General features: G+C 38.3%; 10 protein-coding genes. 2 read left to right on the forward strand and 8 right to left on the reverse strand.

The features are described from left to right. Positions 1-7: 7 nt before the first annotated feature. Positions 8-2173, reverse strand: a complete 2166-nt coding sequence (locus JM81_RS08890) for a S9 family peptidase (protein WP_144802443.1) — start codon at positions 2171-2173, stop codon at positions 8-10. A gap of 211 nt (positions 2174-2384) precedes the next feature. Between JM81_RS08890 and JM81_RS08895 the strand changes: the two genes are divergently transcribed. Both JM81_RS08895 and JM81_RS08900 read left to right on the forward strand, forming a co-directional pair. Continuing rightward, a complete protein-coding gene (locus JM81_RS08895; RefSeq protein ID WP_144802444.1) occupies positions 2385-3701 on the forward strand; it encodes a hydroxymethylglutaryl-CoA reductase, degradative in 1317 nt (438 codons plus the stop codon). Between the two features lie 8 nt (positions 3702-3709). Then, entirely contained in the window at positions 3710-4621 is a 912-nt protein-coding gene (locus JM81_RS08900) for a GYDIA family GHMP kinase (protein ID WP_144802446.1), read from the forward strand. Between the two features lie 56 nt (positions 4622-4677). Here JM81_RS08900 and JM81_RS08905 read toward each other — a convergent pair whose 3' ends face one another. The 7 genes from JM81_RS08905 to JM81_RS08935 form a co-directional block, all read right to left on the reverse strand. Continuing rightward, positions 4678-6795: a peptidylprolyl isomerase gene (locus JM81_RS08905; RefSeq protein ID WP_144802448.1), complete on the reverse strand. Its 2118-nt coding sequence runs from the start codon at positions 6793-6795 to the stop codon at positions 4678-4680. Between the two features lie 110 nt (positions 6796-6905). Next, positions 6906-8132 (reverse strand): hemolysin family protein, encoded by a 1227-nt coding sequence (locus JM81_RS08910; RefSeq protein ID WP_245838904.1) that lies wholly within the window; start codon positions 8130-8132, stop codon positions 6906-6908. A 59-nt stretch (positions 8133-8191) separates the two neighbouring features. Next, complete coding sequence (locus JM81_RS08915; RefSeq protein WP_089260692.1) at positions 8192-8401, reverse strand: hypothetical protein; 210 nt, start codon at positions 8399-8401, stop codon at positions 8192-8194. Next, positions 8394-9005 carry an LPS export ABC transporter periplasmic protein LptC gene (gene lptC, locus JM81_RS08920; protein ID WP_144802451.1) on the reverse strand — a complete coding sequence of 204 codons (612 nt, stop codon included), beginning with the start codon at positions 9003-9005 and terminating at the stop codon, positions 8394-8396. The genes JM81_RS08915 and lptC overlap by 8 nt, the downstream gene beginning before the upstream one ends. Positions 9006-9010: 5 nt before the next feature. Next, positions 9011-10384: a hypothetical protein gene (locus tag JM81_RS08925; protein ID WP_186435553.1), complete on the reverse strand. Its 1374-nt coding sequence runs from the start codon at positions 10382-10384 to the stop codon at positions 9011-9013. 40 nt (positions 10385-10424) lie between these two features. Continuing rightward, positions 10425-11711, reverse strand: coding sequence for a hypothetical protein (locus JM81_RS08930; protein ID WP_144802454.1), 1287 nt, complete (start codon positions 11709-11711; stop codon positions 10425-10427). Continuing rightward, on the reverse strand, positions 11712-12440 hold the full coding sequence (locus tag JM81_RS08935) for a type III pantothenate kinase (RefSeq protein WP_144802456.1): 729 nt from the start codon (positions 12438-12440) through the stop codon (positions 11712-11714). Positions 12441-12510: the final 70 nt, after the last annotated feature.

Here is a 12510-nt window from a genome sequence, read left to right on the forward strand (position 1 = left end):
GGTTTGGTTATAAGTTTTCCTTTAAAAAATTAGTCATTTTATTAAACAAATGAATTCTTGTATTACCTCCATATATTCCATGGTTCTTATCCGGATAGATACCCCAATCAAATTGCTTGTTCGCTTGAATCAGTGCCTCTATCATACGCATGGAATTTTGCACATGGACGTTATCATCTCCTGATCCGTGAATCAGCAAATAATTCCCTTTCAATAATTCCGGATAATTAAACGGCGAGTTATCATCGTAACCACTAGGATTCTCTGCAGGCGTACGCATAAAACGTTCCGTATAGATTGTATCGTAAAAACGCCATGAAGTTACCGGTGCCACCGCTATGGCGGTTTCAAAAACATCATTACCGCGTAACAGACAATTGGTAGACATATGACCTCCAAAACTCCAACCCCAAATACCTGTCCTCTCTTCATCGATATAGGTCAGCTCACTTAATTTCCTTGCCACCGCAATCTGATCTTCAGTTTCATATTTAACCAAATTCATATAAGTAACCTTTTTAAAGTCCCGTCCCTTAAAACCAGTACCACGACCATCTACGCATGCCACAATATACCCTTCTGATACGAGCATTTGGTGCCAATAATCATTTGCCCCCATCCAGCTATTGGAAACATTCTGAGATCCGGGACCACTATACTGGTACATTAACAACGGATACTTCTTTGTAGCATCAAAATCCTTTGGTTTGATCATGTACATATTAAGTTCATTACCATTAATTGAAATCGTGGAAAATTCCTTTGGACTTACTGCATAGGCCTCCAATTTTTGTAACAACTTATCATTATCCTTGATATCCTTTATCTTCTTACCGTTTATGGCATTATGCAAGGTATAAACCGGTGGAGTTTGCGCACTGGAGAACGTATTGATAAAATAGGTGAAATCTGCACTGAAGGAAGCCTTATTGGTCCCAGGGGTCACCGCTAATTCTGTCTTATCGTCCCCACCACTACCTATATTGTACACTCCTCTATTTATGGAACCGTTTTCAGTAGATTGATAATAAATTTTATCCTCGTTCTGGTCATACCCATAATAATTGGTTACCTCCCATTGGCCTTTGGTAATTTGGTTCATCAACGAGCCGTCTTCCCCATAGAGGTAAATATGGTTCCATCCATCCTTTTCACTAGACCAAATAAAACTATCGTCCTCCAAAAATGTTAGATTATCCGTAATATCCACATAGGCATCATCCTTTTCCTCCAACAATACGGAAACCTCTCCACTTTTGGCATCAACAGTATACATTGTCAAATGATTCTGATGCCTATTCAAAGTTTGTACACTCAACATATCTTTATGGTTTTTCCATTTGATCCGCGGAATATAATAGGCATTATCTAGATTGATCTGGGAAGATTTACCACTGGCCACATCCAAAATATGTAATGTTACCACAGAATTGTTCTCTCCAGCCTTAGGATATTTAAATACGTAAGGTTGTTGATATAGACCGGTACCATAAACATCCATTGAAAATTCCGGAACATTCGTTTCATCAAAACGAAGGAAGGCTATCTTACTTCCATCGGCGTTCCATTCAAATGCACGGACAAAGGCAAATTCCTCTTCATACACCCAATCCGTTACCCCATTAATGATTTTATTTTTTACACCATCCGTGGTTACTTGGGTGGTTTTACCACTGGCAAGGTTAAAAATATGCAGGTTATTGTCCATTACATACGCTACCTGATCACCTTTTGGGGACAATAAAGGTTCTTGAATCTTATCTTCACTTACCTGAACCAAATTCTTGGACTTAATATCATACACATAATAAATGCCTAACGTAGACCGTCTAAAAATGGCTTCTACCTGAGTGGAAAGCAATATTCTATTTTCATCATCACTGAAAGCATAGGAAGAAAACGAGGAAACCCCGGGCAATTCTGCCGATGAGACCAAAGTGGCCACCTTTTGCAATGTTTTATAATCATATTTATCTACCGTTACCGTCTGGTTTGACCGATCCACATTCAGCACCGTATATTGTGTACCATTTTTCATTGATCTTAAGGCATCCAAACCTTCTGTTCTAAAGGCACCTTGATAAATTTCAGAAACTTGTATTTGCCTTTCTTGAGCCCCCAAAATGACACAGAAAGCCATTAAAATCAATGTTAGTAAGTGTGTTTTTCGCATAAATTTTTAAATTTTGTTAAATCTCTCAAGTTTACCACTATTTCCTCAAAAAAACACGCTTTAGCCTGAAAAAGACATCGGTTTTAACGCTTTGTTCACCTAAATGAGATTCTTTACAATATCCTTATCTTTACTGTTGTAATTTTGTGTTCAATTTAGCTTAATACGCACCATTACCTAACATCTATATACAGAAGAAAGTTATACCTAAATGACCAAGCCAATAAGTGGTTTTTCCAAGCTTACAAAAGAAGAAAAGATAGATTGGATCACTACCAACTACACCCATAATAAAGAGCAATCCAAGAAAATTTTACAAACGTATTGGAACCAAAACGGCCGTATACAGCAGTTGCATGACGAGTTTATAGAGAATACCATAACCAACTTGTATGTTCCCCAAGGTATTGCCCCTAATTTTTTGATCAACGATAGGTTATATGCCATGCCTATGGCCATTGAAGAAAGTTCCGTAATAGCCGCAGCGAGCAAAGCGGCTAAATTTTGGTTAAAAAGGGGCGGATTCAAAACAGAGATTTTGGGCACGGAAAAAGTGGGACAGGTACATTTTTTATTTAAGGGCGATCCCGCAAAACTCAACTCCTTCTTTACCTATCTTAAACCCATTTTACTTGCGGAAAGCGCTTCATTGACCACCAGTATGCAAAAAAGGGGCGGTGGTATTACCGATATCGCCCTAAGGGACAAAACCCATGATATTGCACATTACTATCAACTACATGCCACCTTCCAAACCAAGGATGCCATGGGTGCCAATTTCATTAATAGCTGTCTTGAGCAGTTTGCGTCCACATTGAAAAAAGAAGCAGCCAATTATACGGCCTTTTCCGCACAAGGGAAAAATGTGGAAATAGTGATGAGCATCTTATCCAATTATGTGCCAAATTGTACGGTACGTGCCATGGTAAGCTGCCCTGTGGAACAGATACAACTTACCGATCAACTAACACCACAGCAAACGGCAGAAAAAATTATTCAGGCCATAGAAATTGCAAGAGTGGAACCCTACCGTGCCGTAACGCACAACAAGGGCATCATGAACGGTATTGATGCCGTGGTATTGGCCACAGGAAATGACTTTAGGGCCGTTGAAGCGGGCGTACATGCGTATGCATGTAAAGATGGGCAATACCGCAGCCTAACTCACGCGACTATTGATGATGGTATTTTTAAATTCTGGATAGAAGTGCCTTTGGCACTAGGTACCGTAGGCGGACTAACCAACTTGCACCCGCTCGTAAAATTGAACCTTGAAATACTTCAACACCCATCTTCAGAAGAATTAATGCAGATAATTGCGGTTGCCGGCCTTGCTCAAAATTTTGCGGCCGTTAGTTCCTTGGTTACTACAGGAATTCAAAAAGGACATATGAAAATGCACCTTTTGAATATTCTGAACCAATTAGGGGCGGACGAGAACGAAAAAACTATTTTGGTCCAATATTTTAAAACCAACCCGGTTACGCACCATGGTGTTGAGCTTCAATTAAAGGAGATCAGAAAATAAACGACCCTATGTCCAAAGAATTTTACGGTAACGGAAAATTACTGCTAACAGGAGAATATGCAATCCTTGACGGAGCAAAAGGACTGGCATTACCAACCGCATTTGGGCAATATTTGAAAGTGCAGCAGGGAACCCAAAACCATATGTGTTGGAAAAGTATAGATGAACATGGAAAGGTTTGGTTTGATGCTGAAATTGACAGTACAAACCTTCAATTGATCAGTACCTCTGATACTGAAATAGCGGAACCATTGTTGAACATCCTGAAAGAGGCTCAAAAATTGAATTCTGATTTTCTCGCCCAAAATGAACGAAATCTTACTATAGAAGCGAGAATAACATTCCCAAGAAATTGGGGATTGGGCACCTCCTCTACCTTAATCGCAAATATTGCAGCTTGGGCCAATATTAACCCCTACAAATTACTTGAAGCTAGTTTTGGAGGCAGTGGCTACGATATTGCCTGTGCCACTCATAATACGGCCATCACCTATATTAGAAATGGGCATAAGCCCCATGTACAGGAAGTAGATTTTAATCCTGATTTTGCCGACCAACTTTTTTTTGTGTATTTGAACCAAAAGCAAAATAGTAGAGATGCCATTAAGCGATACCGAACGCTAACTATAGACAAAGAACAATTAATTACTAAAATCAATGACCTTACGGATGCAATTTTAAATTGTGAAAATTTAGGAGAGTTTGAAATGCTCTTAAATAAACACGAAGCCTTATTGGCAGATACATTGGGCCTGCCAACCATTAAAAATTCACTATTTCCCGATTATACAAATACAATTAAAAGCCTTGGGGCTTGGGGCGGGGATTTTATTCTAGCAACAGGTAAAAAGACAGCTATGGACTACTTTAGGAACAAAGGCTACTACACCATTCTACCCTACACCAAAATGATTTTATAAAAAAAGGGCATCCTATTGTAATAGGACACCCTTATAAATTCTATAACAATTGACGATTAGTAGAACGTTGCTCTCTTATCCTCAACATTGGCCGCTTCTCTCAACGCATTATATACCGCAGTATTCACACGACCCGTAGCACCAGTTTTTAAGGAATTGGCATAAACACTGTAATTATCCAATTTTGGAGCGTCGGTTTTCTTTACAATTTCAATTTTAAAGACACCTGTATTACCTTGTATTAAACCAGAAACAGCACCTTCTTCCATACCACATGCCGTACCTACAACTACAGGCTCACTACCGGCACCTGGAATTGTTGGGGATTTAACGGTCAAAGCAGAAGCATTGGAAATAGCAGTACCGTTATCCGAAGCTATGGTAGCCATATCCTTGCCCTTATTGGCAGCAATGATTTGGGCAGCCTTACGCTCTTTTCTAATTATTGGTAAAACAAGGACAGATGCATCTTCCGTACTCATAACCCCTTCTTCATACGTACCTGTCAATTGAACCACTGCATAACCATTATTGATACTGAACCTCTTGACATCACCTACTTTGGTGTCATCGCTAAAAGCCCATTGAACAATATTTCTTTGATTTGACAAGCCCGGTAAATTTTCATCCAAAGCCTTGATCTTGTTTACAGGACGTACAACATATTCATTTTTCTTGGCAACCTCAGAAAAGGCACTTTCATCTTCCACTGTTTCCATTTCAAAAGTCGTAGCGTTAGTAAACAATGTGTTGATCGTTTCCTCAGAAGCTTCAATTTCCCTAGATGCCGTAGCTATCTGTACAATATCTTGCTTATCGTCTATTTTGATAACGTGAAACCCAAAGTCCGTTTCTACCAAACCAATAGCTCCAACTTTATTGCTAAAGGCAAAATCATTGAACTTTGGTACCATAACGCCTTCTTGGAAATAACCCAAATCTCCACCATTTGGTGCAGAAGGTCCATCAGAATTATCTCTTGCCAGTTCAGAAAAAACAACTCCAGATTTTTTAGCCTCACGCAATAATTCCTTTGCCTTTTCCTCTGCCTCTTCTTTTGTTCTGGTTACATCCGGATTTGCCCTTGTGGCCCCGGTATAAGCTAATAAGATATGGCTTGCCTTTACGGAACCATTTGGCTTTCTGGCCATCATCTTGGAAATCTTGTAAGAACCCCCATCTTTATATGGACCATAAATTTCCCCTACGCCAAGACTGAACAAGGTATCTGCTACCGTAGAAGGTAAATCTTTCTTAGCCTTAAAAATCGTATCGAATTTAGTGTCTGAATTCCTATCCAGGAACGCAACCATATCCTTAGTATTTCTAAAGCCCAATATGGTGTCATTACGATCGGTCTGTGAATTATATTCAACGGTATCATCAAGAAGTTTGGTTATGGCCTCCTTTATGGCAAGATCATCTGCCTCAGAAGGTTTTTCACTAAAAAATACATATTGAAGGTCTCTTGCAGGCTCTTGCTTGTATTCTTCTTTATGATCGTTTACATAATCCGCTATTTCACTTTTGGTTACCGTAATAGTGCTATCTGGAATTGAAGAATAAGGAACCCTTACATACTTTATGTCCATTTTATCATTGGCCAGCCTATAATCCAGCTCACCTTCCTTTAACGTAGCACCAACACCTGCTTTTACCAAATTAAAATAGGTCTGCTCCTTGGCCAGTTGCACAATTTCATTTTCGGTTTGCAACCAGGCCTCATATTGTGCCGGACTATTAACTTTCCAATCCGCTACAGTTTGCCTAAAAATATTGGGATCAAACTGACCGTTCTCATTTTGGAACTCCGGATTTTGGGCATACCCAGTAGTACGAAGGAAATCAACAATTTGATCTTGCTCAATACCTATTCCCAAATCCTCGAACTGCTCCCCTAAAATGGCCTTTCTTATCTTGCTTTCCCAAACTTGGTTTACTACCTGCATTGAAGATGCATTAGGACCTACTCTTCTTGCTGCGGTTTCGACCTCTTGTCTAAACTCATCTATTGAAATTTCCTCCCCATTAATCTCGGCCACTGACGAACCTACTTTTTCACCTCCAAAATTGCTACTGGTAAACACACCAGAAATCACAAATGCAAACAATGCCAAACCTATGATCAAGATCAACACCGTGGTCCGTTTTCTAATATTCTCTAATACTGCCATTCTAATTAATGTTTAAAATAATCCTTTGTGGTTATCGGGAGGCAAAACTACCATTTTTAATTGAAATAATAAAAACTAAAAAGCCACCTAATTTATTGATAGATGCACTGTTATTCTTCTTCTAGAAGTTCTATGGAAACCAAATCTATTTTTGTATTGGAGACCTCTAACACCGTAAACATATAGGGTGCAATTTTAAGTTCTACCTCCTTATCCGGTATTTCTCCCAAAGTATGGACCAAAAGTCCGCCCAATGTCTCATATTCATCCGAAACGGGAAGCTCCAACTTATAATTCTCATTGATATAATCCACCTCTAAACGTGCTGAGAACAGAAAGTGACGCTCGTCTACCCTTTCTTCCCTTAGGTCCGTAGTATCATGCTCGTCCTCAATTTCCCCAAAAAGTTCTTCTACGATATCCTCTACGGTTACCAGACCAGAAGTACCACCGTATTCATCTAGCACCACTGCGATACTCTTTCGTTTCTTAATCAAAACATTTAAAATATCCTGTATCAACATAGTTTCCGGAACAAACTCCACCGGTAACAATATACTTTTAATGGTCTTGGGCTTTTTGAACAGTTCATAAGAATGCACGTAGCCAATAACATTATCTACCGTATCATTGAACACCAATATTTTGGAATAGCCTGTTTCCGTAAATAATTTTGCAAGGTTTTTGGGCGTTTCGTGCATTTCTACCGCTACGATCTCTGTTCTTGGAACCATGACCTCCCTAGCCTTTACCGCTGCAAATTCCAAGGCGTTCTGAAATATCTGTATTTCCGTATCCACTTCGTCCTCTTCCTCAACGGTTTCCATTTGTTCGGTTATATAATCACCCAGTTCCAATTTACTAAATGCCAATTGTACCTCATCTCCGGAAGTACGGAAAATATATTTTAATATGAGGTCAGAAATCCAAATGATAAAATCTGAAATAAACGAAAACAGCACATAGAACAAAAATGCCGGAATGGCCAATAATTTCAAGAGGCTATTAGCATATATCTGAAACAACACCTTTGGCAAAAATTCTGCCGTAATTAAAATAATGAATGTAGAGATCAAGGTTTGGGTAAGCAAGCTGAACTCGGTAATAAGGATTTTTAAGAATGCATTCTCAGGTGCCATTCCCGTAAACCAGTTCATGAGGATCTCTCCCATGAAAAGACCATAGATTACCAAGGCTATATTGTTGCCAATAAGCATGGTAGCAATAAATTTTGATGGTTTTTTAGTTAACCTGGTAAGTACCATGGCCAAAAAACCCTCTTGCTTTTTTTCAATCTCTATATGAATTTTATTCGCCGAAATAAACGCGATTTCCATTCCTGAAAAAAAAGCGGAAAAAACCAAGGAAAGTAGAATAATGATACCGGCTGTACCCACTATACGTTATTATTATTGTCTCGCTTACGCTGTTCAAATTTTTTCCTGTAGTTTCTTCTGAACAGGAACATACCTATGGAAACTATGGCAAAAAATATAAAAAAATAGGCCATGTTCCTATCTGTATTCCAATCGGTAAAAATTCTATACATAGAAAATCCAGCTACTATGATATATAAGTATTCCGTATATCTTAAAATATTAATCATTTTCTTGTTCTTTTTCTTCCTTTATCAACATAAGTCCGTAGGTCTTATGTGCATTTAAATACTTAAGGTCTTTTTGAATATCCATACCTTCCCCATCCATTACGGTACCATCATCTGGGTTGGTAAACTTAAACTTTTCTTGAGTAAAGGCCCACTCATTTCCACGATCGTAATATAATTGGGAAGTTTCCAATTTTTTACCATCGTCTCCCTTTATCAACACATTGCCCCTTAAATCTACAATAGACGTTGCCGAATATAGAATACCATAATCTGCCTCTATAGTGGTCCTTTCATTTTTTTCATTAAAGATTTCCACCAAAAGCCCTTCAGGAAATGTTTGGTAAGGAAAAGATAGCTGTTCATAATTTTCCCTTATTGGTCCGGACAATATAGCCAGTACCTTAGAGGTCCCGGTATCTTCTGACCCCAATTTAACCGGTGCCTCTGTATATGTCAATACAAAATCTTCAACTACGCCTCTTGGAAACACATTCTTTACCGCTTCATCACCAACCCTTTTATAATTATCTCCACAGGACAAAAAAAGCATTGCCATGGTATACACCACGGCAATGCTTCTATAATTGAATATTTGTGTCATTTGTACTATAACGATGGAACCTTAACACTACCACCTACCCAGCAAGAGAAAGTAACAGTCTTACCTGCCATATTGGAACTAAAGATCATTTCCCTAGTTGGAGCCTTAGCCTGGTAACTTGTAGCAGCCTGACTTGCAGAACCACTTAAAGAAGGATCTACTCTACCGGCCTGTCTGGCCATGTCTGCCGCTTTCCAGTATATTGCCCTTTTCTCAAAAGTAGTACTACCACAATCATTGGCACTTGTAGCATATAAACTGGCGATCAATAAATATGCACGACCATTGGAAGGGTTGGCATCTATTGCTTTTTGTGCATAGCTACGTGCAGTAGACTTGCTCCCCTTTCTTTTGTTGATTACTGCAACTTTGTAGGCAATCTTAGACTTTTTATCATTATTGGTCTCTAAAGACAATGCTTTGTCAAAATCCGCAAGAGCACCTTTGGTATCGCCATTTTTCATTTTTAAAGTTCCTCCATATACATAAGCATCAGCAGAAGGATCTAAAGCCAATTGTGCCTCAAAAAGTTTTTGGAACATAGGATCATCCGTACATTCTTTGTTGAACATAAGACCTACTGCTCTTTTTACCCAAACAACATCTCCCTTTTTCTCCTCAAAACTCTTCTCGTACAATGGAATCAAGTTACTACAATCCGCTAAAGGACCTAACTTAGAATCGATACTACCTGCAATTTTACCATATACCTCAGAATATGAGTTATAGGATTTTAAGCGAGATTTCTCTTTAGAAGTCAACGTACCCGCTTCTTCCTTTGGTAAAAGCTTGGCTATTTTTCCTGTAATCTTTTCGTTTTCTACTTCAATCTTTTCAGTAACCGCATCATAAACGTCAAATACTTCTTGCAAGTCTTTTCTACCAGCTTTATGCTCGTCAACTAAACTTGAGAAATAAATATATAACGCCTTTGGATTTGTAAAGTTTTCTTGATCCTTTGTAAAAGCTTCGCTTAACATACTATACATCTTAGCATCATCGGCCATTTTGTTATCATACATTACCATCGCCTTGTCAACGTCAGTTTCACCTTGCGTGGTCTTTGATGCAAAATGCTTTAACTTATTGTCATAAAGACCCATTAGTTCATTGGCAAATTTTTCCTTATCTGCATCTGAAGCCTTTTTTAATTTATCCTTTAGGATACGCTCACCATATACATATATAGCATTGTTCAATTGCGGACAGGTTTCATATACCATTTTCCATGGTTCATAAGCCGCATCATAATTTTTAACTTTTGCATGTTCGGAAAATATAGACAGATTAGTCATACATTCAGGATTTTGAGCCTGAGCATTACTTACCCCCATCATCCCAAGGAACATAATTGCCGTGAAGTAAAGTTTCGTTTTCATCTTTTCTCTTTTTTAAGGTGGTTAATGTACTAAATTTTTATTAATTGATCTTTCTTTTCTGGAACCAACGATCGTTCAATGACAGCCCTACATTAAGTTTAAAATAGCTTTCTTCTACTAAATTCGCCCTTGTTGTTCCCCTTCTTCCCAATTCAAATCCTAAATTAAGATTAGAGAAACTTCTTCCAAGTGGTAGACCTAATCCAAAAGTTATGCCAAAGTTATTTATATCAACATCATTTACGACCATACCGGTTTTATCTAAACGCAAACCTGCACGGTAAGTCACTCTTTTTAAATAACTTGTAAAGGAATCATGGTCAGGGGTAATAAACAGTCCTAAGGCATAAGAACTTGCATCTACATAAGAAACACTATTGGCACCAAGGAAATCATTTTCGAAAGAACCCATTCCCTGAAAGCTATATTCACCCCCAACAAACCATTTTAAATCTTGTCCAAAGCCCAAACCAATTGTAGTCGTTGTAGGAACCTTTAGCTCTGTATCCCTTAAGTTCTGGGCGGCCAGATTTACGTCTATCTCTTCAATATTACCACCTGTGGCCACGGAAAAAGAACCAATTTGCCTTGTATTCTCAGACACCAGATTACCTTGGGTATTTACCCGTACAGAAGAATGAAACCTATATTTATCATTAATCAACGGCGTATAGTTCAAGGCATAATTAAAATCAAAACCATTTACCTTAGAACTTCTACGATCAAAAGTTCCAAATTGGATACTCTCTATCTGCTGCAGGCGCTGACTATCTAACGTACCAAAATTAAAATTAACGGTAGCGCCAATACTTACATTTTTTAATACTTCATACCCTACGGAGTAAAACACACGGTTTAAACCGCCCTCACCAGTATAGACATTTACCAGGGAACCATTTACATTGTCCTGTTCATCTATCAAATTATAGCCTACGGAAGTGTACGGCATTATACCAAAGCTCATACCCAAACCTTTGCCCAGACTGAAACCCAATGCCAAATAATCCAAGCTGGTTATAGAGGTACTTTCCTCTCCCAGATTGGTCTTTAATCGATATTGTTTGTTGGATACACCGGCGGTATAGGTTACAAGACCCGTCTTGTTCATTACCTTAAGCCCTAATTCTCCCAAAGCCGCAGGATTCTTTAAATTAAGATGGATACTGTCCGCATACACACCAATACCCCCCATCATTTGATTTTCTACCGTTCCCGCATTCTTTAAATCACCAATTCCAAAAAAAGAATAGGGAGATACAGTACCATCTTGAGCATACATACCAACGGTGGTCATGTATACTATTGCAATTACAATTTTTCTGATCATTTAGTGCTTGTTGTATTCTAGCAAATAATTAAGCCCTTTCAGGAGAAATTTAGAATCCGCAAATATGGTATTTTTTACTCGTTTAGACAAAAATAGTGTATCACCCCCTGTTAAAATAACTGTTAAATCTTTAAAACGGCTATTATATAGTTCAATTATTCCGTTCAATTCAAGCTCTACACCATACAATACACCACTGTGCATACAGTATTCAGTTGAGTTTCCTATATAATCCAATAGTTCTGTTTTTTCCAATAACGGCAGTTTGGCCGTTTGTTCATGCATTGCCTTATAGCGCATTTGTATACCTGGGGAAATGGCCCCTCCCAAATATTCATCAAAATCATTCAGCATATCATAGGTAATACATGTACCCGCATCAATAATTAGGGTATTGCTATGTGGTTTACGATAGTATGCCGCAGTGACCAACGCCAAACGGTCCACACCTAGACTTTGAGGTGTTGCATACGAGTTCTTAAATGGCACTTTTGAAGCATGAGAAAGTTCGTGAAGGTCACAAAAAACGGCTACAACCTTTATTTTATCCTCAGAAAGGGAACCAACGTTAGAAATTATTGCCGCGTTCACTTTTGGAAATTGCTGAAACAATTTTTTGACCGCCGTTACAAAATTCTCTTGCGCAACGGTCTCTATATGAACAATTTCCGACTTATTAAATATGGCTAATTTTACACTTGTATTGCCAGCATCTATTATCAAATTCATACTACAAAGATTAAAAAATAAAAAAACAATCTTCTTTTTTTATGATTTAGTTTGTTTATCATAAAATTGA

The sequence above is a fragment of the Maribacter sp. MAR_2009_72 genome (assembly GCF_007827235.1).
GTDB classification, from domain to species: domain Bacteria; phylum Bacteroidota; class Bacteroidia; order Flavobacteriales; family Flavobacteriaceae; genus Maribacter; species Maribacter sedimenticola.

Bases quoted from the DNA above. Each gene is read 5' to 3' on its own strand.
- JM81_RS08890 (WP_144802443.1), bottom strand. From the start codon at position 2,173: ATGCGAAAAACACACTTACTAACATTGATTTTAATGGCTTTCTGTGTC.
- JM81_RS08895 (WP_144802444.1), top strand. From the start codon at position 2,385: ATGACCAAGCCAATAAGTGGTTTTTCCAAGCTTACAAAAGAAGAAAAG.
- JM81_RS08900 (WP_144802446.1), top strand. From the start codon at position 3,710: ATGTCCAAAGAATTTTACGGTAACGGAAAATTACTGCTAACAGGAGAA.
- JM81_RS08905 (WP_144802448.1), bottom strand. From the start codon at position 6,795: ATGGCAGTATTAGAGAATATTAGAAAACGGACCACGGTGTTGATCTTG.
- JM81_RS08910 (WP_245838904.1), bottom strand. From the start codon at position 8,132: ATGGAAATCGCGTTTATTTCGGCGAATAAAATTCATATAGAGATTGAA.
- JM81_RS08915 (WP_089260692.1), bottom strand. From the start codon at position 8,401: ATGATTAATATTTTAAGATATACGGAATACTTATATATCATAGTAGCT.
- lptC (WP_144802451.1), bottom strand. From the start codon at position 9,005: ATGACACAAATATTCAATTATAGAAGCATTGCCGTGGTGTATACCATG.
- JM81_RS08925 (WP_186435553.1), bottom strand. From the start codon at position 10,384: ATGAAAACGAAACTTTACTTCACGGCAATTATGTTCCTTGGGATGATG.
- JM81_RS08930 (WP_144802454.1), bottom strand. From the start codon at position 11,711: ATGATCAGAAAAATTGTAATTGCAATAGTATACATGACCACCGTTGGT.
- JM81_RS08935 (WP_144802456.1), bottom strand. From the start codon at position 12,440: ATGAATTTGATAATAGATGCTGGCAATACAAGTGTAAAATTAGCCATA.